The sequence below is a fragment of the Nonomuraea sp. NPDC049419 genome (genome assembly GCF_040676995.1).
Classification (GTDB): domain Bacteria; phylum Actinomycetota; class Actinomycetes; order Streptosporangiales; family Streptosporangiaceae; genus Nonomuraea; species Nonomuraea salmonea.
Genome location: NZ_JBFAQB010000002.1, coordinates 960199 through 982414, shown reverse-complemented (window position 1 = coordinate 982414; position 22216 = coordinate 960199). Strand labels below are relative to the sequence as shown.

General features: G+C 71.5%; 21 protein-coding genes and 1 tRNA gene. 17 read left to right on the top strand and 5 right to left on the bottom strand.

What is annotated here, in order from left to right; translation table 11 throughout:
• Positions 1-36 precede the first annotated feature (36 nt).
• The 7 genes from AB0K12_RS09770 (at position 37) to AB0K12_RS09740 (ending at position 5708) form a co-directional block, all read left to right on the top strand.
• A complete protein-coding gene (locus AB0K12_RS09770) occupies positions 37-1056 on the top strand; it encodes a 3-oxoacyl-[acyl-carrier-protein] synthase III C-terminal domain-containing protein (protein ID WP_364557526.1) in 1020 nt (339 codons plus the stop codon).
• Positions 1053-1556: an isoprenylcysteine carboxylmethyltransferase family protein gene (locus AB0K12_RS09765; RefSeq protein WP_364557524.1), complete on the top strand. Its 504-nt coding sequence runs from the start codon at positions 1053-1055 to the stop codon at positions 1554-1556. The genes AB0K12_RS09770 and AB0K12_RS09765 overlap by 4 nt, the downstream gene beginning before the upstream one ends.
• Before the next feature lie 34 nt (positions 1557-1590).
• Entirely contained in the window at positions 1591-1755 is a 165-nt protein-coding gene (locus tag AB0K12_RS09760) for a hypothetical protein (protein ID WP_364557521.1), read from the top strand.
• Positions 1756-1876: 121 nt separating this feature from the next.
• Positions 1877-3358 carry a von Willebrand factor type A domain-containing protein gene (locus tag AB0K12_RS09755; protein ID WP_364557519.1) on the top strand — a complete coding sequence of 494 codons (1482 nt, stop codon included), beginning with the start codon at positions 1877-1879 and terminating at the stop codon, positions 3356-3358.
• Positions 3359-3447: 89 nt separating this feature from the next.
• Positions 3448-3520 (top strand) — tRNA-Ala (locus tag AB0K12_RS09750).
• A gap of 115 nt (positions 3521-3635) precedes the next feature.
• A complete protein-coding gene (locus AB0K12_RS09745; RefSeq protein WP_364557516.1) occupies positions 3636-4250 on the top strand; it encodes a TetR family transcriptional regulator in 615 nt (204 codons plus the stop codon).
• Between the two features lie 9 nt (positions 4251-4259).
• Positions 4260-5708: an FAD-dependent monooxygenase gene (locus AB0K12_RS09740; protein WP_364557513.1), complete on the top strand. Its 1449-nt coding sequence runs from the start codon at positions 4260-4262 to the stop codon at positions 5706-5708.
• A 132-nt stretch (positions 5709-5840) separates the two neighbouring features.
• Here the strand turns inward: AB0K12_RS09740 and AB0K12_RS09735 are convergent, their stop codons facing one another.
• Positions 5841-6791 (bottom strand): helix-turn-helix domain-containing protein, encoded by a 951-nt coding sequence (locus tag AB0K12_RS09735; RefSeq protein WP_364557510.1) that lies wholly within the window; start codon positions 6789-6791, stop codon positions 5841-5843.
• A gap of 71 nt (positions 6792-6862) precedes the next feature.
• On the opposite strand from AB0K12_RS09735, the gene AB0K12_RS09730 reads away from it, so the two are divergent.
• The 9 genes from AB0K12_RS09730 to AB0K12_RS09690 all read left to right on the top strand — a co-directional run bounded on the left by AB0K12_RS09730 (position 6863) and on the right by AB0K12_RS09690 (position 16789).
• Entirely contained in the window at positions 6863-8131 is a 1269-nt protein-coding gene (locus tag AB0K12_RS09730; RefSeq protein WP_364557507.1) for an MFS transporter, read from the top strand.
• On the top strand, positions 8128-8787 hold the full coding sequence (locus tag AB0K12_RS09725) for a peptidyl-tRNA hydrolase (RefSeq protein WP_364557504.1): 660 nt from the start codon (positions 8128-8130) through the stop codon (positions 8785-8787). The genes AB0K12_RS09730 and AB0K12_RS09725 overlap by 4 nt, the downstream gene beginning before the upstream one ends.
• Positions 8788-8975: 188 nt before the next feature.
• A complete protein-coding gene (locus AB0K12_RS09720) occupies positions 8976-9764 on the top strand; it encodes a hypothetical protein (RefSeq protein ID WP_364557501.1) in 789 nt (262 codons plus the stop codon).
• 37 nt (positions 9765-9801) lie between these two features.
• Positions 9802-11790, top strand: coding sequence for an ATP-dependent zinc metalloprotease FtsH (gene ftsH, locus AB0K12_RS09715; RefSeq protein ID WP_364557498.1), 1989 nt, complete (start codon positions 9802-9804; stop codon positions 11788-11790).
• A 71-nt stretch (positions 11791-11861) separates the two neighbouring features.
• Positions 11862-12461, top strand: coding sequence for a DUF937 domain-containing protein (locus AB0K12_RS09710; protein WP_364557495.1), 600 nt, complete (start codon positions 11862-11864; stop codon positions 12459-12461).
• Positions 12462-12564: 103 nt separating this feature from the next.
• Entirely contained in the window at positions 12565-12999 is a 435-nt protein-coding gene (locus AB0K12_RS09705) for a calmodulin-binding protein (protein ID WP_364557492.1), read from the top strand.
• Between the two features lie 75 nt (positions 13000-13074).
• Entirely contained in the window at positions 13075-13656 is a 582-nt protein-coding gene (locus tag AB0K12_RS09700) for a nucleoside triphosphate pyrophosphatase (protein ID WP_364557489.1), read from the top strand.
• Between the two features lie 10 nt (positions 13657-13666).
• On the top strand, positions 13667-14437 hold the full coding sequence (locus tag AB0K12_RS09695; RefSeq protein ID WP_364557486.1) for an EI24 domain-containing protein: 771 nt from the start codon (positions 13667-13669) through the stop codon (positions 14435-14437).
• Positions 14438-15616: 1179 nt separating this feature from the next.
• A complete protein-coding gene (locus tag AB0K12_RS09690; protein ID WP_364557484.1) occupies positions 15617-16789 on the top strand; it encodes a DUF4192 domain-containing protein in 1173 nt (390 codons plus the stop codon).
• A 361-nt stretch (positions 16790-17150) separates the two neighbouring features.
• On the opposite strand, the gene AB0K12_RS09685 is transcribed toward AB0K12_RS09690, so the two are convergent.
• Positions 17151-17495: a hypothetical protein gene (locus tag AB0K12_RS09685; protein WP_345387812.1), complete on the bottom strand. Its 345-nt coding sequence runs from the start codon at positions 17493-17495 to the stop codon at positions 17151-17153.
• Positions 17496-17632: 137 nt separating this feature from the next.
• On the opposite strand from AB0K12_RS09685, the gene AB0K12_RS09680 reads away from it, so the two are divergent.
• The gene (locus tag AB0K12_RS09680) at positions 17633-18229 is read left to right on the top strand and encodes a DUF1707 and DUF4870 domain-containing protein (RefSeq protein WP_364557481.1); all 597 of its coding nucleotides are present in this window, start codon (positions 17633-17635) and stop codon (positions 18227-18229) included.
• A gap of 259 nt (positions 18230-18488) precedes the next feature.
• On the opposite strand, the gene AB0K12_RS09675 is transcribed toward AB0K12_RS09680, so the two are convergent.
• The 3 genes from AB0K12_RS09675 to AB0K12_RS09665 form a co-directional block, all read right to left on the bottom strand.
• The gene (locus tag AB0K12_RS09675; protein WP_364557773.1) at positions 18489-19160 is read right to left on the bottom strand and encodes a septal ring lytic transglycosylase RlpA family protein; all 672 of its coding nucleotides are present in this window, start codon (positions 19158-19160) and stop codon (positions 18489-18491) included.
• Positions 19161-19629: 469 nt separating this feature from the next.
• A complete protein-coding gene (locus tag AB0K12_RS09670) occupies positions 19630-21153 on the bottom strand; it encodes an ATP-dependent DNA ligase (protein WP_364557478.1) in 1524 nt (507 codons plus the stop codon).
• A gap of 666 nt (positions 21154-21819) precedes the next feature.
• Complete coding sequence (locus AB0K12_RS09665) at positions 21820-22194, bottom strand: FKBP-type peptidyl-prolyl cis-trans isomerase (protein ID WP_345387806.1); 375 nt, start codon at positions 22192-22194, stop codon at positions 21820-21822.
• Positions 22195-22216: the final 22 nt, after the last annotated feature.

Sequence of the window (22216 nt, the reverse complement as noted above, 5' to 3'; positions counted from 1 at the left end):
ATGTTAGGCGGGGCCTCTCCGCGGCAGGAGAGATATATGCATATTGCGGGAGTACAGACCGTTTTGCCCGAGCATCGCTACGGGCAAGCGGAGATCACCGAGGCGTTCTCCCGGCTGACCGACTGCGACGAGGAGCTGCTCCGCCGGTTCCACACGGCCACCGGCGTCGAGGGCCGCAACCTCGCCCTGCCCCTCGCCGACTACGCCAAGCTCGACTCCTTCGCGCGCGCCAACGACGCCTACGTCGAGCGCGCGCTCGACCTCGGCGAGCAGGCACTCGCCGGCGCCCTGCGCAAGGCCGACATCCCTCCCGAGAAGGTCGATCACCTGCTGTTCTGCTCGACCACCGGGGTGTCCACACCCTCGCTCGACGCCAAGCTCGCCCAGCGCATGGGGCTGCGTCCCGACGTGAAACGCGTGCCGATCTTCGGGCTCGGCTGCGCGGCGGGCGCGTCCGGGCTGTCCCGCATGCACGACTATCTGCGCGGCTGGCCCGGCCACGTCGCCGTGCTGGTCTGCGTGGAGCTGTGCTCGCTGACCATCCAGCGCGACGACACCTCGATCGCGAACCTGGTCGCGAGCGGGCTCTTCGGCGACGGCGCCGCAGCCGTCGTCGCGACGGGGCGCGGACCGGGGCCCGAGGTGGTCGCCACCCGCAGCCGCCTCTACCCCGACACCGAGCACCTCATGGGCTGGGACGTCGGCGACCACGGCTTCCGCATCGTCCTCGACGCCGACCTGACCGAATTCGTGGAGCAGGTGCTCGCCGCCGACATCAAGGCGTTCCTCGCCGACTACGGCCTGACCCCCGAGCAGGTCGCCACCTGGATCTGCCACCCCGGCGGCCCCAAGGTCATCGACAAGATCGTCCAGACGCTCGGCCTGCAGCCCAGGGCGCTCGACGTCACCTGGCGGTCCCTGCGCGAGAACGGCAACCTCTCGTCGGTCTCCGTGCTCCACGTCCTGCAGGAGACCCGCGGCCGTCCAGGCACGCCCGCCGTGCTGATGGCGCTCGGCCCCGGTTTCTCCGCCGAGTTGCTGCTGCTGCACTGGTGATCGCCTACCTCGTGCTGATCGGGCTGGTCGTCCTCGAACGGCTGGCCGAACTGGTCGTGGCCAAGCGCAACCTCGCCTGGGCCCGCGCGAAGGGCGGCGTCGAGTACGGCAGAGGGCACTACCCGTTCATCGTGCTCGCCCACGTGGCGCTGCTGGCCGCCGCGCCCGCCGAGGTGTGGCTGGCGCACCGGCCCTTCGTGCCCGCGCTCGGCTGGCCCATGCTGGCCGTCGTCGTCCTGGCCCAGGGGCTGCGCTGGTGGTGCATCCGCACGCTCGGGCGGCAGTGGAACACCCGCGTCGTCGTGGTGCCCGGGCTGCCGCTCGTGGACCGGGGGCCGTACCGGTTCTTTCCCCACCCCAACTACGTGGCCGTGGTCGCGGAGGGCGTCGCGCTGCCCTTGGTGCACAGCGCCTGGGTGACCGCCGTCGCGTTCACGGCGGTGAACGCGGTGCTGCTCGCCGTACGCGTCCGCGTGGAGGAGCGCGCTCTGGCAGGCTGAACGCCATGCCAGGGCCGCCGGCCGCGACTACGAGGTGCCGGAGGCGACCGCCGAGGTGCTGCTGGAGTTCTCCGCGCGGCAGGCGCCCATCGGGCGGGAGCGCGGCGTCTTCGGGGCGGAGGTGCCGATGCCGGACGACGCTCCGGCGCTCGACCGGTTCCTGAGGCTGATCGGACGGGACCCCGCCTGGAAGGCGTGAGCCGCCTCATCCGTCTCACCCTTCACAGCGCATCACGTGGTGATCGCGGTTTGTGCTCGCTTGCATCACCGACCCGGCCGGGACGAACGACATTTCGTCGTACGGCTCGGAGGTGTTGGAGATGAAATTTCGTCCTATGGCGGCGAGCATCGGCCTGATCGCGCTCCTCGGTCTGGCGGCCTGTGGCGGTGCCGGCGGCAACGCCACGAGCGCGGACAGGCCCGCCCCGGCCCGGCAGCCCGCCGTACCGGAATCGCAGCGCTCCGCCTCGCCCGCGCCCAGCGCAGGCGAGGAAGACGAGGAGACCACGACGGCGCAGATCTCCACGTTCGCCCTCGACGTGGACACCGCCTCGTACGGCTACGCCCGCCGCGCCCTCCAGGAGGGCCGCTGGCCGGCGCCCGGCGAGATCCGGCCGGAGGAGTGGGTCAACGCCTTCAGGCAGGACTACGCGCAACCGCCCGACGACGGCTTCACCGTGCACGTCGACGGCGCCAGGCTGCCCGGCCGCGACGAGGCCGTGATGCGGGTGGGCCTGCAGACCCGCGCCTCCGACCCCGCCGCGCGCCGGCCCGCGAACCTCACGTTCGTCGTGGACGTGTCCGGCTCGATGGCCGAGCCCGGCCGGCTCGACCTGGTGAAGGCGGCCCTGCACAAGCTGCTCGACCAGCTCGCCCCCGGCGACCAGGTCTCCATCGTGTCGTTCAGCGACGGCGCCGACGTGCTGGCCACGATGACCCCGCTGACCGCCAGGGACGAGCTGCGCGCCGCCGTGGACGAGCTGGAGATCGGCGGCGGCACCAACCTGGAGGCCGGCCTGGTCGCCGGCTACCAGGAGGCGGCCAAGGCGTTCCGCCCCGCCGCCACCAACCGCGTCATCGTGCTCTCCGACGGCCTGGCCAACCAGGGCGACACGCGCTGGCAGTCGCTGCTCGACCAGGTCAAGGACTACGCGGGCAAGCAGGTCACGCTGCTCACGGTCGGCGTGGGCCGCGAGTACGGCGACGAGCTGATGGAGCAGCTCGCCGACAACGGCGACGGCATGGCCGTGTACGTCAGCACCCAGGAGGAGGCCGACAAGCTGTTCACCACGCAGCTGCCCGCCACCATCGAGCTGCGCGCCCGCGATGCCAAGGCCCAGGTCGTCTTCAACCCGTCGGTCGTCGAGCGGCACCGCCTGATCGGCTACGAGAACCGGGAGCTGGCGGCGGAGGACTTCCGCGACGACGCCCGCGACGGCGGCGAGATCGGCCCTGGCCACTCCGTCACCGCCCTCTACGCGCTCGAGCTCAAGCCCGGCGCCCGCGGCCAGCTCGCCCAGGCCACCGTGCGCTGGCAGGACCCCGACACCAGGGAGGCGTCCGAGGCGAGCGGGACGCTGCGCTCCGGCGACCTGGCCGAGGGCCTGTGGGCGGACGCGCCGCCGCGGCTGCAGGTGGACGTGCTGGTGGCGGCGTTCGCGGTCTACCTGCGCGACAAGGAGGCGTTCGGCATGGACCTGCCCGAGCTCGCCGAGCAGGCGGGCCGCCTCGCGCCCGCGACCGAGGACCCGATGGTGTCCGAGCTGGCCACGCTCATCGAGAAGGCCAGGTCGGTGGCCTGACCCTTCCTGGGGCCCGCGCCTCGTGGCGCGTGCCCCGGAAAAGGCGTGCAGAGGGGGTCCCAAAGTCGGATACACTCGTACAGGCACGCGGGGCTATGGCGCAGTTGGTAGCGCGCCTCCATGGCATGGAGGAGGTCTGGGGTTCGAATCCCCATAGCTCCACAGTTCGCGACAAGGCCGCTCCCGGGGTTCGGGAGCGGCCTTCTTTCATGCCGGAAAAAAGTTGCGTACCCCGAAAACTTGCGGGTCACGCAACTTCTTCTTATGCTGAGGCGCTGTGAGCGGACTCAGAGAGCGCAAGAAGCAGGCCACGCGCGAGGCGCTGATGGCGGCCGCGCTCCGCCTGGCGCTCGAACGCGGGCTGGACGACGTCCGGGTGGAGGACATCGCGGCCGAGGCCGGCGTCTCGCCCAGGACGTACAACAACTACTTCTCCAGCAAGTACGAGGCGATCGCCGCCCGCCACGCCGACCGTGTCCGCGCGTCGGCCGAGGCGCTGCGCGCCCGCCCCGAGGGCGAGCCGCTGTGGGACGCCCTCATCGAGGTCATGATCCAGCCGTGGGCGCAGCACGCCGGCGACGGCGGCGAGCGCCCGCCGTCCCCCGAGCGCCTGGCCGCCACCCGGATGCTGGGCGGCGAGCCCGCGCTGCGGGCCGAGACGCTGCGGGCCGCGTTCGCCTCCGACGGTGAGCTCGTCGCGGCGATCGCCGAGCGCACCGGCACCGACCCCGCCCGCGACCTCTACCCCTCCTTGGTCGCCGCCACCGTGACCGCCGCCCTGCAGGCCGGCGTCGCGCAGTGGCTGCGCGCCGACCCACCGGTCCCGCTGGTGCCGCTGCTGCGCACCTGCCTGCGCGAGCTGGCCGCGGGACTGCCCGACCCCTCCGCGTAAGGAGATCCCATGGACGTCGTCATCGCCGGCGCAGGACCCAACGGGCTGATGCTGGCCTGCGAGCTCGCCCTGGCCGGGGTACGCCCGGTCGTCGTCGAGCGCCGGCCGGAGCGCAGCGCCGAGCCCAAGGCCAACGGCATCGTCGGCCAGGTCGTCCGGCTGCTGCGGCTGCGCGGCCTGGCCCCGCAGGAGGCGCCGCTGCCGGCGTTCGTGTTCGGCGCGATGCCGCTCGACCTGTCCGGGCTCGACGACAACCCCCTGCACGGCATGGGCGTCAGGCAGCCCGAGCTGGAGGAGTTGCTGGAGCAGCGGGCGGTCGAGCTCGGCGCGGAGATCAGGCGCGGCCACGAGCTGACCGGCCTCACCCAGGACGACCATGCCGTCACGGTGGCCCTCACCGGCCCCGGCGGGCCCTACGAGCTGCGCACCCGCTACCTCGTCGGCTGCGACGGCGCCCACAGCACGGTCAGGAAGCTCGCCGGCATCGGCTTCCCCGGCCTGCACACGGCCGGGGTGGTCAGCCGGACGGGGCATGTCAGCGTCGCCGGCGCGGAGATCCGGCCCGAGCGGGCCGAGATGGAGGTGCCGGGGCTCGGCACGTACGTGCTCTACACCTGGCACAGGACCGCGCGCGGCGCCTACGCGATGCTGCCGGCCGGGCCCGGCACGCTGCTGGTCAGCGCCATGGAGTGGGACGACGCCACGCCGGGCGACGAGGTGCCCATGACCGTCGCCGAGCTGCGCGCCGCGCTGGCCCGCGTGCTCGGCGCCGAGCTGCCGCTGGCCGCGCCGCTCAGCCACGGCCCGCACGTGCTGCGGCGGCTGAACGGGCGCAACACCCGGGTCGCCGACCGCTACCGGGCCGGGCGGGTGTTCGTGGCAGGGGACGCCGCGCACGTCCACTCCGCCATGGGCGCTCCCGGGCTCAACCTCGGCCTCCAGGACGCCGCCAACCTCGCGTGGAAGCTCGCCGCCGTCCTCCAGGGGTGGGCGTCCGGCGGGTTGCTCGACACGTACGAGGCCGAGCGCCGGCCCGCCGCCGCCCGCGTCGCCATGCAGACCCAGGCCCAGCTCGCGCTGGCCGCGCCGGGCGCCGAGGTGACGGCGCTGCGCGAGGTGGTCGGCGAGCTGCTGGCCGACACCGGCGCGCGCCGCCGCGTCGCCGCCCTGATGGCCGGGTCCGACCTGGCCTACCCGATGCCGGCGCCGCCGCATCCGCTGCTCGGCCGGTTCCTGCCCGACCTGCCCGCCGATCCCGGCCGCCGCGCGCGGCCCGTGCTGCTCGACGCGACGGGCACGGCGCGCACCCGCCACGGCCGGGTGGACGTGCGGCCGAGCGACGGGCCCGACTCGGTGCTCGTGCGGCCCGACGGCTATGTGGCGTGGGCGGGCGTCCCCGACGGGACGCTGGACGAGGCGCTGGAGACCTGGTTCGGGGAGTCGCTCGAGGCGGCCTGAGCGCGCAGCGATCGACGCCGGCCGGCACGCGGTCCGTCTCCGCCATCGGTGACGCCCCTTCCCGTGATCCTTTGAGCCGGAGACCAAGCGCGACGAGCCGGACGTTCCGGCGGCCGTGCGGTGAGCGGGCGGTCAGGTGCGGCGGAAGGTGCGGCGGTAGGCCAGGGGCGCGACGCCGACGGCCGCGTGCAGGTGCTGGCGCAGCGACACCGTCGTCCCGAACCCCGCCCGCCTGGCCACCTCCTCCACGCCGAGATCGGTCGTCTCCAGCAGGTGCCTGGCGTGGCGTACCCGCTGGCCGGTCAGCCACTTGGCCGGGCTCTGCCCCGTCTCCTCGCGAAAGCGCCTGGTGAACGTGCGCACGCTCATCCTGGCGTGCCCGGCCAGCGCGGCCAGGTCGAGCGGGGCGTCGAGGTGGGCGAGCATGTAGTCGCGGGTGGCCGCCGTGCCGCCGCCGGGACCGTCGGGGAGCGGCCGGTCGATGTACTGCGCCTGGCCGCCGTCCCGCCACGGCGGCATCACGCACCTCCGGGCCGCGGTGTTGGCCACCTCGCTGCCGTGGTCGCGCCTGATCACGTGCAGCGCCAGGTCGAGCCCGGCCGCCACGCCCGCCGAGGTCAGCACGTCGCCGTCGTCCACGAACAAGACATCGGGGTCCAGCTCGACCTGCGGGAAGAGCCGGGCGAACCGGGGCGCGTCGCGCCAGTGCGTGGTGGCGGGACGGCCGTCGAGCAGCCCGGCCGCCGCGATCACGAACGCGCCCGTGCAGATCGACATGACCCGGGGACGGCCCTGCAGGGCCTTGTGGAGCGCGCCGGAGATCGTGCCGTCGAGCAGCGCCGGGCCCCCGTGGATGCCCGGCACCACGACGGTGTCGGCGGTGTCGAGCACGTCGAGGTCGTGGTCCGGCAGGACGGCGTAGCCGGCCTCGCAGCGTACCGGCCTGCGCCCTTCCGAGCAGGTGACCACCTCGTACAGGCGCTCGCCCGACGGCGTGCGGGCCGCGCGGAAGACCTGGCCGGGCACGCCGAGGTCGAGCGGGGCGAAGTGGTCGAGCGCGACGACGACGATCCGATGGGGCATGGCCGGATTCTTGCACATATTGGCTTTCGGGCCACTCGTGGCCATGTGCCGGGATCGTTCAGGATGTGCGCATGACTGTGAGCACCACCCCCGCGAGCGGCCGGCGGTTGCACCGGGCCTGGTTCGTCGCGGCCGTCGCGTTCGTGGCCATCCTCGGGGCCGCGGGCTTCCGCGCCACGCCCGGTGTGCTGATCACACCGCTGCAGGAGGAGTTCGGCTGGTCGGCGGGCACGATCTCGCTGGCCGTCTCGATCAACCTGGTGCTCTACGGGCTGATGGCCCCGTTCGCCGCCGCCCTCATGGACCGCTTCGGCATGCGCCGCGTGGTCGCCGCCGCCCTGCTGCTCATCGCCGCGGGCAGCGGGCTGACCGTGTTCATGACGGCGACGTGGCAGCTCCTGCTGTTCTGGGGCGTGCTGGTGGGGCTCGGCACCGGGTCGATGGCGCTGGTGTTCGCCGCGACGGTCGTGGACCGCTGGTTCGTCCGCCACCGGGGGCTGGTCACCGGCATACTCACCGCCGCGGGCGCGACCGGGCAGCTCGTCTTCCTGCCCGTGCTGGCGTGGCTCGCCGAGGGCCCTGGCTGGCGCTTCGCCTCGCTGACCGTGGCGGGGGCGGCGCTGGTCGTGGTGCCGTTCGTGTGGTGGCTGCTGCGCGACCGTCCCGAGGACGTCGGCACCACCGCGCTCGGCGCGGACCCCGCCGCCCCGCGTCCCGCGCCGCCCGCCACCGCCAACGCGGCCGTGCGCGCGGTCTCCGTGCTCGCCGCCGCGGCGCGGACGCGCCCCTTCTGGTTCCTCGCCGGCGGCTTCGCGATCTGCGGCGCCAGTACGAACGGCCTGGTCGGCACCCACTTCATCCCCGCCGCGCACGACCACGGCATGGCCGAGCCCGTCGCCGCGGGCCTGCTCGCCGTCATCGGCGTCTTCGACATCGTCGGCACCGTCGCCTCCGGCTGGCTCAGCGACAGGATCGACCCCAAGGTGCTGCTCGGCGTCTACTACGCGCTGCGCGGCCTGTCGCTGATGGTGCTGCCCGGCCTGTTCGCGGCCACGACCGAGCCCAGCATGCTCATCTTCATCGTCTTCTACGGCCTGGACTGGGTGGCGACCGTGCCGCCGACCGTCGCCCTGTGCCGGCGCGTCTACGGGGCGGACGGCGCCGTGGTGTTCGGCTGGGTGTTCGGCTCGCACCAGGTGGGCGCCGCCATCGCCGCCGTCGGCGCCGGACTGACCCGCGACCACCTGGGCGCCTACGACCTCGCCTGGTACGCCGCGGGCGCCCTCTGCCTCCTCGCCGCCGGCCTGTCCCTGGCCATCGGGCATGCTAGAGGGCGATGAACGCCGAGCTGTACGTCCTGCCGCTGGTCGTCCGCATCGAGCGGGCCACGCCTCCCGAGCGCACCGACGCCCTGGAGGCCGCCGCCATGGCCGTGCTGAGCCTGCTGGCCGACCCCGGGGAGTGGGCCGCCGAGCTGCACGCCTGGCAGTCCACCGGGAAGATCCGCAAGGTGGTGCGCAGGGCCAGGGGCGCCGAGTGGCGCCGGGCCGTCGCGCTGCCCGGCCGCACGATCGAGCACCGCACCGCCGAAGTACGCGTCCACCCGCCCGTGCCCCTCGACGACTGGCCGCGCGACCTGGCCAGGCTCCAGGTCTCCGGCACCGACCTGACCGACACCGCCGCGCCCGGCCCCGCCGAGCCGCCGACGCTGTGGGAGAACCCGGCGCTGGAGATGTCCGCCGGCAAGGCCATGGCGCAGGCCGGGCACGCCGCGCAGCTCGCCTGGTGGGCCAGCGACGCCGGTGAGCGGGCGGCCTGGCGGGAGCGGGGGCTCGCGGTGACCGTGCGCACGGCGGCCGGGTCCTCCGGCTTCTCGTCGATGGTCGCGGCGGGGCTGCCCGTGGTGCGTGACGCGGGGTTCACGGAGATCGAGCCTGGCTCGTGCACGTTCGTGGCGGACGCGCCCTGGTTGGCCGGCCGGGTCGCCCACCCCTGATCGGGACGCCGTTCCAGGGGCTCCAAGATTGCACTTCGGTAGCTTCGCGGACGCCATGCCGGGATATGTCGTACGCTCCCGTCGTGCTCCATGGGGAAGATGAGATCAAGGGTTCCCAAGTGGTTACGCCCGCGCGTCGCGGGATCCCGACATCTCCCCCCAAACGCTCCCGCATCGGGGATATTCGGATGCGGGTGGTGTACCGGGGGCTGGCCGTGGCCGCCGCCGTCGTGGCCGCGGCCGCGACGCTGGCCGTGGTGCTCCCGTCTGAGCCGGACGAGGTCGCGGCGGGGCCGGTAACCGCGCCGCCGGCCGCACCGTCCTCGTCCGGCTCCGCACCTTCCTCCCCGCCCACTCCCACCGCCCCGCCTACTGCCGCGCCCACTCCCGTGGCGGCGCAGGAACGGGTCACGCCGCGTCCAGGCACCTCGCTCGCGCCCGGCTACACCGCCATGGAGGCCCTGTTCGCCGACCCGCGCGTGCCCAAGCTCACCCGCTCCGTCAAGCGCATGGCCCTGCGCTCCCCGGGCCGCCGCTTCGTCAAGGACCGGCGCTCGGGGCTCGCGGTGCCCAGGCTGCCGCGGCCGTGGAAGGCGTACGGGGCGGCGCCGTTCACCACCAAGCAGGTGCTGCCCAAGGAGCGCGGCACCGCGCTGCGCGGCGTCTTCGTCACCTGCCCGCTGCCGATCATGGAGCAGAAGTCCGCGCGCGACACGGCACTGCTGGCCGCCCGCTGGACGCTCAACCACCACCCCGAGGGCTCCCGCATCACCTGGCTGGCCTCCCAGCCGGTCAAGCGCGGCTGGATGCTCGTCTACCGCGTCACGTACGGCAAGCGCACCTCCCGCGCGGCCGTCGTCGTGCTCGACGGGGGAATGAGCAAGCCGGGACTTGCGTTCGTCACAGTGCCGGACTCACAGCGCAAGCAGTGGCGTGACATCGGCCGCGTGGCCTCAGGGGTGCGTGTTCTAGGCTAGAAAGATCATGAAAGCGGCGATGTTGGGGAGTGACGCCGTGGAACGCTCTGGACCGCCGCAGGCGCCCGACAAGGGCAAGGGCAAGCCGCCCTGGCGCTCGGAGGGCCTGCCAGGCACGCCCGGAGGCCGGCCCAAGATCAACTGGTGGCGGTTCATCGTCACCCTGCTCGTCGTCTACGCGGGCTTCTTCATCGTGTCGTCGTTCGTCGACAGCGGTTCGGTCGAGACGATCTCCTACACCGAGTTCACCAACCAGGTGAACGCGAAGAACGTCAAGGACATCTACGCCCAGGGCCTGTCGGTCGAGGGCGACCTGCGGTCGCCGGCGAAGAACCCCGACGGCGGCTCCTCCTACACCCGCTTCGCCACCGAGATCCCGGCCTTCGCCAACACCGACCAGCTCGACCAGCAGCTGGCCACCGGCCAGGTCGTGATCACCTCCAAGCCCATCACCCGCGGCTTCTTCTCCAACCTGCTGCTGTCGCTGCTGCCCGTGCTGCTGCTGGCCGGCCTGTGGATCTGGATCATGCGGCGCGGCGCCAGCATGATGGGCGGCGGCCTCGGCGGGCTCGGCAAGTCGAAGGCGGCCAAGCCCGTCGACGCCGGGCAGGTGCGGGTCACGTTCGAGGACGTCGCGGGCATCGACGAGGTCGAGAACGAGCTCGTCGAGATCGTCGACTACCTCAAGGACCCCGGCAAATACCGCAGGCTGGGCGCCAAGCTGCCCAAGGGCGTGCTGCTCGCCGGTCCTCCCGGCACCGGCAAGACGCTGCTGGCCAGGGCGGTCGCCGGTGAGGCCAAGGTGCCGTACTTCTCCGCCAGCGCCTCCGAGTTCATCGAGATGATCGTCGGCGTGGGCGCCTCGCGGGTGCGCGACCTGTTCGAGGAGGCGCGCAAGGTGGCGCCGTCCATCGTGTTCATCGACGAGATCGACGCCATCGGCCGCGCCAGGGGCGGCGCCGGCGGCATCGGCGGCCACGACGAGCGCGAGCAGACGCTCAACCAGATCCTCACCGAGATGGACGGCTTCTCCGGCGCCGAAGGCGTGATCGTCATCGGGGCCACCAACCGTCCCGAGATCCTCGACCCGGCGCTGCTGCGTCCCGGGCGCTTCGACCGTACGGTGCAGGTGGGCCTGCCCGACGCGGCCGGCCGCACCGCGATCCTGGCCGTCCACACGCGCGGCGTGCCGCTCGAGGGCGAGATCAGCCTCGACCAGATCGCCAAGACCACGCCCGGCATGACCGGCGCCGACCTGGCCAACCTGGTCAACGAGGCCGCCCTGCTCGCGGCCAAGCGCGGGCGCGAGAAGGTCACCATGGCCGACTTCGCCGACGCGCTGGAGAAGCTGCAGCTCGGCGCGGCCCGCAGCATCGTGATGCCGGAGGAGGAGCGCACCCGCACCGCCTTCCATGAGGCAGGTCACGCGCTGCTCGGCATGCTCCAGCCCGGGGCCGACCCGGTCAGGAAGATCTCCATCATCCCGCGCGGCCGGGCGCTCGGCGTCACCCTCTCCACCCCCGACTCCGACCGCTACGCCTACGACGAGCAATATCTGCGCGGGCGCATCACCGGCGCGCTCGGAGGCATGGCGGCCGAGCAGGTGGTGTTCGGCGTCATCACCACCGGCGCCGAGAACGACCTGGAGCAGGTCACCATGATCGCCCGCGGCATGGTCGGCCGGTGGGGCATGTCGGAGAAGGTCGGTCCGCTGACCATCCTGCCCAACGACGGCCAGCAGCCGCAGGCCTCACCCGTCACGCTCGCCATGGTGGACGAGGAGGCGCGGCGGATCGTGGACGAGTGCTACGAGCGCGCGGTCCAGGTGCTCAGCGACAACCGCGACAAGCTCGACGCCATCGTGGCGGCGCTGCTGGAGCACGAGACCCTGGACGAGGCCGGGGCGTACGCCGCGGCCGGGCTGCCGCGGCCCGCCGAGGGCCAGCCGCCCGCGGTGACGCAGCGCCCGCCGGCCGAGGTGCACCGCTCGGCAGCCGTGGAGGACGGGTCCTTTCCCAAGAATTAGGACATTCCGGACGTTGCTTCGAGTCCTGCTCGGGAACGTCTCCCGAGACACGTGTGGATCGGGGGACCGTCGTGACACTTAATGACGAGCTTCTCGCCGGACTCGGAGCCCCAGGGCTGGAGCAGATCGCCGGGATGCTCGGCACCGACCAGCTCACGGCACGCCACGTCATCGAAGCCGTGTCCGCGACGATCGTGGGCGGCCTGGCCCGCAACGCCGCCCACCCGGACGGCGCCGACGCCCTGCGCGGGGCGCTCGACGACCACATGGACGCCGACCCCTTCAACGGCGACGTGGCCTCGCTGACCCGCGACGGGCACAGCATCCTCGGGCACGTGCTCGGGGCTCAGGGCACCGAGCAGGCCGCCGCCACCCTCGCCGGGCTCGCCGGGCTGGGCTCCTCGGCGATCATGAAACTGATGCCGCTGATCGCCCCCATGATCATGTCCCTGCTCGCGAACCGGGCCACCGAGCGCGGCATGGACGCCGCCACCCTCGCCGACGACCTCGACCGCCAGCAGGCGGCCGTGCCGGCCGAGCTGGGGGACGTGATCGACAGGCTGCTGGGGGACATCCTCGGGGGGAACGTGCCGCGGCAGCCGGGGCCGTTCTCGCCGTACCGGACGGAACGGGAAGTGACGCCGGGGAGCACGTCCAACGCCGACTGGTGACTGGCGCAGCGGCCATGAAACAGTTCCTTAACTTTATGTGATTGTCCGCTTACTTTCAGTGATAGAGGTCGCAGAGCGTGACCCTGTTCACTGGAGGTTCCCCTTGTCACGTACCCTCAACAAGGTCGTCGCGGTGCTGGCGGCGATCACGATGCTGGGCCTCACCACGGCCACCCCCGCTCACGCGGTGGGAGAAGCGTACTTCCGCTTCACCGACAGCCACGGATACCACCGCTTCACCATCCAGCTCCGCGACGCGGACAAGATCGCCCACGCCCGCCGCGTCCTCAGCGGCGCAAAGACCCGGCAGGTGCACGTCCTGGGCCGGATCCACAAATATCCCGCCTCCTACAATCACCCGTGGAGTTACCACCTCGACCCCGGCACGATCGGCTTCTTCGAAGTCGCGATCGAGGTCTGCGACTCCACCATCGAGTACCTCGAGGATCACTTGGACGAGGCCGGCGGCGCCTTCCTGCCCGGGGCCTACTGGTGCCCCTGGAGTTCCCGCCTGGTCGATGAGGTCCGTCCCTCATAGCCCCCGGTGGTGCCTCCTTGACATCGAGGGCCGGGGGTGTCAAGGAGGCTGCTCGGCGACCGGTACCCTGATGTGGTGATCGTTCTCGCCTCAGCCTCCTCCGCTCGCCTGGCACTCCTGCGCAGCGCGGGCCTCGACCCGAAAGTGATCGTCAGCGGCGTCGACGAGGACTCCTACTCCGCCTACTCACCCGCCGCGCTCAGCCTGGTGCTGGCCAGGGCGAAGGCGGAGGCCGTGGCGAGCGGGCTCGAAGAGGGGCTGGTCATCGGCTGCGACTCGATCCTCGAGCTCGACGGCCGCCCTTACGGCAAGCCGGCCAGCCGCGAGGAGGCCGTCGAGCGCTGGCGTCTCATGCGCGGCCGCACCGGCCGGCTCGTCACCGGTCACTGCGTCATCGACGTCGCCGCCGGTCGCCAGGCCGCCGAGACCGGCACCACGGTGATCCGGTTCGGGCAGCCGTCCGAGGACGAGATCGCCGCCTACGTCGACACCGACGAGCCGCTCAGCCTGGCCGGGGCGTTCAGCATCGAGGGGCGCGGCGGCTGGTTCGTCGAGAGCATCGAGGGCGACCACGGCAACGTGCTCGGCATCTCCCTGCCGCTGCTGCGCGACCTGTTCGCCGAACTCGGCTACTCGGTCACGTCGTTCTGGCGCTAGCCTGCCGGGCATGCGAGCACTGCGTGACTTCACCGGCGGGGTGGGCTTCTTCTTCCAAGGACTCGGATGGGTCGCCAGGAACGGCCGATGGTGGCTGTTCGGGCTCATCCCCGCGCTGATCGCGTTCGCGGTCTACGTGGCCGCCCTGATCTTCCTGGGAACTAACGCCTCCGACCTGGCCGCGTTCCTCACCCCCTTCGCCGACACGTGGAGCTGGCGCGAGGCGTTCCGTACGGTGGTGGCCGTCGCACTGGTCCTCGGAGGGCTGGCGGTGGCGGTGATCACGTTCACGGCGCTGACGCTGGCCATCGGGGATCCGTTCTACGAGCGGCTGTCGGGCGAGGTGGACCCGCTGGAGACGGACGACGACCAGCCGTGGTGGCGTACGCTGCCGCGCTCCATCCGCGACAGCCTGGTGACCCTGTTCTACGTGCTGCTCTTCACGGTCCCGCTGTTCTTCCTGGGATTCGTACCCGTGATCGGACAGACGGTGGTGCCGGTCGTGGGCGCCCTGGTGTCCGGCTTCTTCCTCACCGTCGAGCTCACCACCCTCGCCATGGAACGCCGCGGCATGGCACGCAAAGACCGCTTCGCCCTGCTCCGGGCGAACAAGTCCAGCGCGCTGGGCTTCGGGGTCGCGGTCTTCCTGCTGTTCCTGGTGCCCTTTGTCGCCATCGTCGCGATGCCGGCAGCGGTGGCGGGCGCGGCATTGCTCGTACGCACTCGCCTGGCCCCCACCCCGCCCACCCCCACCCCGAACCCACCCAGCCCTGCCCCCTGACTCATCTAGCGGCCCTGCCCGCGTCCTGGCCCTTGCCATGCTGCGGCCCTTGATCAAACTGCGTCCCTTGCTCAGGCCGCGCCCCTTGCCTACGCCGCGATCCCTTGCACGTTGCGGCCCTTGCACGTGGCGGCCCTTGCCGCGCTGCGGTCGTGCCCACGCTGCCGCTCGTCGCGAGCAGTGGTTTTGCCCAGGCTGCCGCTCGTCCCGAGCTGCGCTGAGGCCCACGCTCCGGACCACGTCCGTGCGGCGGTTCTGTTCGGACCGTGCCGCACCTGGCGCTTGTCCTTGCCCCGTCGGCGGACCCCCCGATGCGCTGCCCTGTTCGCAGGAACTCGCCCGCCCACCTCCTGAACGGCTCGCGGTGTCGTCCGGGCTGCGGTTCCGCCCGGACTGGTGAGCCACAGGTTGCGATCACCTCACGACTCGGCAACTTCGGGATGCGGCCGGCTCGAAGGTCGGGGGGAGGCTTCACAACCCGGCGATCCCTCGGGCCAGACGACTTTGGGCCGGGCGCCTCTGGCGGAGCGGCCTGGCTCTGAAGTGCTTCGGCATATGCTTCTGTGGCCGTGGCCGTGGCCGTGGCGGTCTGTGGCTGTGATCGCTACAGATACTGAGAGCCTTACCCTGCGGGTTATCCACAGCCAATCCCGCGTTGAGCACGTCATCCACAGAACCGCGTTCGGCTGCCCGGAAGCCCCTCCGCGCCCGACACCCTATGGACCCATGACGACCAACCGCTCCCCCCGCCCCGCCTCCCGTTCCTCCTTCACCCCCGGCTCACCGTTCGTCCCCGCACCTCGCCAGCCCGTCGTCCCCGCCTCCGCGCACGCGCTCATCGCACCTCAGGCGCCGTTCGGTGCAAGCGCCATCAGCGACGCTCCCACCACCGACACGTCACACTTCGCCGCGCCAATTCCCCGCGCCTCAGGTCCCCGCGCCTCACGTCCCGGTACGTCAGGTCCTGGCAGCTCAGACCCCAGCACTTCAACCTCCGAGACCTCACGGCTTGGCCCCGCAGGTGCGCCGACCGCCTCAGTCCCGGGCGCTTCTACCCCCGAGACCTCAAGGTTCGGGCCCACAGTTACGCCGACCGCCTCAGTTTCCGGCACATCAACCTCCAAGACCTCAAGCCCGGGGACTCCTGTCTCGGACGCTGCTGCGTGGAGCGCCGACAGGGTGGACGCCGACAGGGTGGACGCCGACAGGGTGGACGCCGACAGGGTGGACGCCGACAGGGTGGACGCCGACAGGGTGGACGCCGGTGTATCGGACCCCTTCGAGTTCTCGTCCGAGCCGTGCCTGACCCTCACCAGTCCCACCGACGTTCTGGCCGCCGTCCCCTATCTGGTCGGCTTTCATCCCACCGCGAGTCTCGTCGTCGTGGGCCTGGCCGAAGGGCGAGCCAAGATGGTGGCCAGGTGGGGGCTGCCCTTCCCGCCCGGCACCCTCGACGCCATGACCCCTCTCATCGACCGTGAGGGCATCACAGACGTCGTGATCGTCGGCTACGGCCCCGGCGACCTGGTCACCCCGGCGGTCGATGAGGCGAGGACGCTCGCCTTGACGACCGGCATCCAGGTAGGGGAGGCACTGCGAGCCCATGAGGGCCGTTACTGGTCCTACATCTGCAACGTGGTCACCTGCTGCCCTGCCGAAGGCACTCCCTACGACCTCTCCACGAGCCCGATAGCGGCCGAGGCGACCGTACACGGCCTGGTGGCCCTTCCCAACCGCGAAGTCCTCGAACGCACCGTCGCCCCCGTGACGGGTCCCGTACGGATGGCGATGCGGCGGGCCACGTCCGAGGCGATCGCCGCATTCAGAGCGGACCTCATGGCCGCCCCCGACCTCGACACCTTTGCCCGGCACTTCGTCGCCGACGGCCTGGCCAGAGTCCGCTCGGCGCTGGAGACCCCCATCGAAGGCGGCCGCCTCGACGACGTGGAGGCGGCGAAACTCGGCATGGCATTGACGGTCATGAGAGTCCGTGACGAGGCGTGGACCCTCATGCACGAGTCCCACGCGGCGCTCTGGAAGGACCTGACCCGCCGCCTGGAGCCGCGCTTCGTGCCCCCGGTCGCGTCCCTGCTGGCCATGGCCGCTTGGCGCTCAGGCGACAGCGTCCAGGCCACGGTCGCCCTCGAACGCGCCCTGACGACCGACCCCGGCTACTCGATGGCCAACCTTCTCATGCACGCCCTCCAAAACCTGCTCTCCCCGTCCATCCTCCGAGGCCGCCTCCCCACCCCCGAAGAACTGGACGCCACCATGGGCCCCGCCAACCCCGCCTGGCTCCTCCCCTTGATCAACCTCCTCGACGAAGAAGACCTCCACCCCACCCTGGAATAGGTCCACTACCGGCCGGCACCGAACCCTCCTCAGCCTGGCTGCGGGCGCGTGACACGACGAGAACCCCTCAACGCCGACCCACCCTTCAACACACAACCGGCCCATGCCACCAACCTGAAGACGAAGTTGGGGTCGCCGAGACGCGAGTGCGGGTCTCCAAGGTGGAGTTCGCGCCTCAGCGTGGGCCTTGCAGGTCAGTGTGGGGCCTGTGCCGCCGCGGTCGAGTTCGTACCGTCCTTGGCCTCGCGTCCCTGACGTTGGGGTCCAGGGGCCGCCGCTTTGAGGTCGCTGTGCTCGGCTGGGGTCTTGTGTTCCCGTTCGGGCATGGTGGGGGCAGGGGCGGTACCCGAGTGAGAAGGGGTTAGAGGGAGCCTTCTTCTCGCTTGCGGCGTTCGTTGTAGGCGCGCATGCGCGGCGGGTAGCCGGTCAGCTGCACGTCGTACACCGGCAAGGCAAGATCGCGGGCGACCTTGTGGATCACGGCGGGGGAGCCCACCCTGCGCCTGGTCCACTCGCCGTCGTCGGCCACCGCCACGGCGGTCGTGTCGGTGGCGAAAGTCTCAGGTTCGACGTAGAACTCGACGCCTCGCCGCGAACGGGCAAAGGCGATGAGCGCCTCGATGTCGGCGTCGGTCGCCTCTCGGTCGAACTTCGCGATCTTGCGGCCGCGCAGTCGACGAATGCCGTAGCGGTCTCGCCATCTCATGGATCCTTTTTATACCGTCTCGAGCCCGCGCGCGTCGGGGAAGATCTCGGGGACCTATCCGGGATTCTCCCGATGGCACGGTCGGTTCGGGGCGACGCAGTATGTGAGGTGTCAGCTCGATTCTCTGAGGGAGAGGCATGGCGATTATGGCTGGGGTACCGAAAACCCCCGGGCCGGGAGAGGTGCCGCCAGCTCATCTGCGCGTCACCAACCAGGACCGCGAACACGTCGTTGAGCACGTCAAAGCCGCTTACGCGGAGGGACGATTCGACAAGCTCGAGTTCGACGACCGTTTGGAACGTGCGATGACCGCGCGTACGCACGGTGACCTCGTGCCCATCATGAACGAGCTCTACGGTGCGAACGCGGTGCCTCAGCTCGCTTTCGTGCCGCCGGCACCGGTGCGCCAGGAGGCGCCGGCCGAGAGCAACGAACGCCTCGGCGGCGCGATCGCCCATCTGGTGCCGCTCATCGGGTTCCCGATCGTCGGTCCGCTGCTCCTGCTGCTCACCGGCGCGAAAACGTCGCCCTACATGCGCAAACACGCCCTCGAAGCGCTCAATTTCCAGATCACCGTGGTCGGGGCCACCGTATTGCTGCCGCTTACCTTCGTCGGGATCGTGCTCGTGCCGTTCATCTGGGTCGCGGCAGTCGTGCTTTCCGTCGTCGGTGGCATCTCGGCGCTGACGGAGGGGGATTTCCGTTATCCGCTGACGCTTCGTCTGGTGAAGTGATCGGGTCGTACTGGCCGTACGCGTCGTTTTCGAATTGTTACACCCGCCGGGGTTCATGCGCCTCGGCGGGGCGTGAGGTTTTGCGTGGTACGAGATGTGGCGGGCCTGCATCCCCATTTTGAGGGCGGGGGTGCATTGAGCTGAATGCGCTGCTGAGGCGGCTGTGGTGACGTCGGTCGTCCCGGGGGTGGGTTGTGCCGAGCGCTTTCGAGGCCAGGCGGCGGGGGTTCGCGCGGGTCGGGTGGTGGCGTGGCGCGGGTCAGCGGGCGAGGACCTCGTACCTGACGCGCATGACGCCGGCGCTGGTGTTGCCGATGGCGGCGAAGGCGGCTGTGGACAGGTCCAGGCAGCGGCCCCCGATGTACGGGCCCCGGTCGTTGATGCGGACCGTCACCGACTCGCCGGTCCTCGGGTTGGTGACGCGGACCCGGCTGCCCAGGGGGAGGGTCTTGTGAGCGGCCGTCATCGCGTGGGGGTTGAAGCGCTCGCCGCTGGCCGTCATCTGGGGCTCGCCGTAGTAGGAGGCGCCGCAGGTGCCGGAGGAGAGGACGCGGAGCTTCGGCCTGGTGGGCTGCGACTTCGCCGGGCGGCTCTTGGGCTGCTGCTCGGCGGAGGAGGATCGGTCGCCGGTGGAGCTGTCCCGGTCGGCCGAGGAGGGTCGGTCCGTGGAGGGTCGGTCCGTGGAGGATGGTCCTTGCGCCTGGGCCCGCGAGGACGTGGGCTTTGCGGAGGTTGCCGTCCCCGGGTGGTTGGGGGAGTTCCGGTGGGTGGGGGTGCTGCCGGCTGAGGTGGTGGGCTCCGGCTGGGTGGCGGACGCCGGTGGCTTCTCAGCGGTTCGCGCTGAGGCGGGCTCGGGTGAACGCGTGGTCTTCGCGCCGGGCGATGGCGGGGTGAGGGCCGCTGCCGGCTTTGCCGAGTCGTCGTTGCCCATCGTGGCCCACGCGGTGGTCGAGGCTGCTGCCGCTACGGCCACGCTGGCTGCGAGGGCGGCCCATCGGCGCCGGCTTGGGGAGAGCTTGCAGGTCTGCGGGGACGGCTTGCGGGAATGCTGGCCCAAGGTAAACCACGGTCCTGGATAGGGGATAGGGCAGGAAAAGGCCGGGCCGGCAGGGGGTGGGAGCATACGGCGGCCGATCCGTCGGCGGGGCTGGGGATCCGCGCGGACTGGACGAAGATATGCGACAAAGTTCAGGTAAAGGCAACTTAATGGGCCGTTCCGTGACTTATCTCACGAGGGTCAGCTTGTCGCCAAATGCGATCTTTGTGTGATGGGTCTCCCGAGGCGACGGGATCACCGTAAGGGTGACGTGGCATCCCTGGCGTGTGTGACGTGCGCGGGTGAGGGGGTCCCTCGCTCGGGGTGCTCGATGCCGCTGTGGGAGGTGGTGGCGAGGGGCGGATTAGAGCATCAGGGAGCGCACGGTGTCGACGGTGTCGGCGTCCTCGACTCGTTTGTCCGGGCGATAGCGGAGGACACGGGCGAAGCGGAGGGCCATGCCGCCTGGGTAGCGGGGTGAGCGCTGGACGCCGTCGAAGGCGATCTCCACGACCAGCTCGGGGCGCAGGCGGACGGTCCACGTGTCGGTGGGGCCGTCGGCGAGCTCCAGGAAGCGTTCGGTCTGCCAGGCCAGCAGTTCGTCCGTGAGGCCCTTGAACGTCTTACCGAGCATCACGAACCCGCCCTCCGGGTCGCGGGCCCCCAGGTGAAGGTTGGAGAGCTTGCCCTCGCGGCGGCCGTGGCCCCACTCGGCGGCCAGGACCACCAGGTCGAGCGTGTGGCGGGGCTTGACCTTGATCCAGCCCGCCCCGCGCCGGCCGGCCGCATAGGGCGAGGTGAGTGACTTGACCACCAGGCCCTCGTGGCCCGCCTTCACCACGTCCGTGAAGAACTTCTCCGCCTCCGCCACGTCACCCGTCACCAGGCGCGGGGTGAGCAGGGCGGGCGGGACCGTACGGGCCAGGGCCTCCTGGCGTTGCGAATAGGGCAGGTCGAGCAGGTCGGCGCCGTCGACGCGCAGGGCGTCGAAGAAGAACGCGCTCAGCGGCGTCTGCTCGCGCAACCGCTCGACGTTCGTCTTGGTGGAGACGCGGGCGGCGGTCACCTGGAACGGGTGCGGGCGGCCGTCGGGCCGCAGGGCGATGACCTCGCCGTCGAGGACGAGGTCGCCGGACGGCATCTCCAGCACCGCCTCGACCAGCTCGGGCACCTGAGGTGTGATGTCGTCGAGCGTACGGGTGAAGACCCGCACCTCGTCGCCGGAACGGTGGGCCTGGACGCGTATGCCGTCGAGCTTCCACTCCAGCGCGGCCGGGGTGCCCGCCTTGTCGAGCGCGGCGGCGATGTTGGGCGCGCTGCCCGCCAGCATCGGCGCGACCGCCTGCCCCACCTCCAGCCGGAACGCGCGCAGCGCGTCCACCCCGCCGGTCAGCGCCGCCGCCCCGACGGCGGGCAGTGAGCCGCGCAGGGTCAGCGCCCGGCGTACGTCGGCCGACGGCGCACCCGACGCCTTGGCCACCGCCTCGATCATGACGCCGTCGAGTGCCCCCTGGCGCAGCTCGCCGAACAGCAGCCGGCGCATGAACTGCTGCTCCTGGCTCGTCAGGCCCGCGAACAGCTCGGCCACCAGCGCCTTGCGTGCCGCCTGCGAGCCCTGGCCCGAAACGGCCTTGATGCGGCTCAGCAGCTCGTCGACCGAGGTCAGCGTGGCCGTGGCGGCCAGCTTGGGTTGTGGGACGTCCTCCAGCGTGCGCCAGCCCACCCCCACCTGGCGCTGGGGCAGCTCGCCCGACAGGTAGGAGATGGCGATCTCCGCCTCGTCCGGACCCACCCGGCCCAGCAGCTCCGCCAGATGGCCGATCTTGCCCAGCCGGGCGGACGTGCGCGTCACCGCCTCGGAAACCCGGACCACGTCGATCAGAAGCACACGCCTATGGTGCCTCACGGGGACGACATTTCCCCACCTGATATCGGCATATCTGCAGAGTGTGTCGGTAAAGCGGGCGAACGGCGCGGGATGGGCGATTCCCCGTCGAGTATCGGACTGGAGGGGGTCGCCGGAGATGGGACGGCCGCGCGGGGCGGACACCGGAGATGGGGCGGCCGCGCGGGGCGGGCAGTCTGGGCGGGATGAGCGCGCGGGGCGGGTGCCCAGGAGGCATGGGCGCGTCGGGCGAGGGCCCATTGGGGGAGCGGCGGCGCAAGGCGGTGTCCGAGGGCGAGCGGGTGCTCGGGAGGGGCAGGGAGGGGCCAGCGTGAAGGATGAGCGGGAAGGGGCAGGAAGGGGCCAGCGTGAAGGATGAGCGGGAGGGGTCGGCGTGAAGGATGAGCGGGACGGCGGAAAGGGGCGGGTGCTCGGGGCCGCACGCGTGCGTCGGCGGGAGCCCGCACGGGGCAGGTGGGTGTCCGGACGGGGCAGGTGGGTGCTTGGGCGGGGCAGGTGGGTGTCCGGACGGGGCAGGTGGGTGCTTGGGCGGGGCAGGTGGGTGCCCGGGAAAAGCGGGCGGGAGGTCGTAGGGAGCGGGCGTGGCGGATGCGCGGGGCGGGGAGGGGCCGGGGCGTCCTTTTGTCGGCGCCCCGGCTCAAACCGCCGTTAGTTCACGGCCAGCAGGTCGACGACGAAGATGAGCGTTTCGTTCGGCTTGATGCGGGGCGGGGCGCCGCGGGTGCCGTAGCCGAGGTGCGGCGGGATGACGAGCTTGCGCCGGCCGCCCACCTTCATGCCCACGACGCCCTTGTCCCAGCCGCCGATGACGCGACCGGCGCCCAGCGGGAACTCGAACGGCTGGCCGCGGTTCCACGACGCGTCGAACTCCTCCCCGGACGAGAACGACACGCCCACGTAGTGGACCTGTACCTGCTGGCCGGACTTGGCCTCCGGGCCGTCGCCGACGGTGATGTCCTCGATCTCGAGGTCGGCGGGCGGGTTGCCCCCCGGGAAGTCGATCTCGGGCTTCTCGAGTGCCACGAATGAGCTCCTGTTTGGTTGT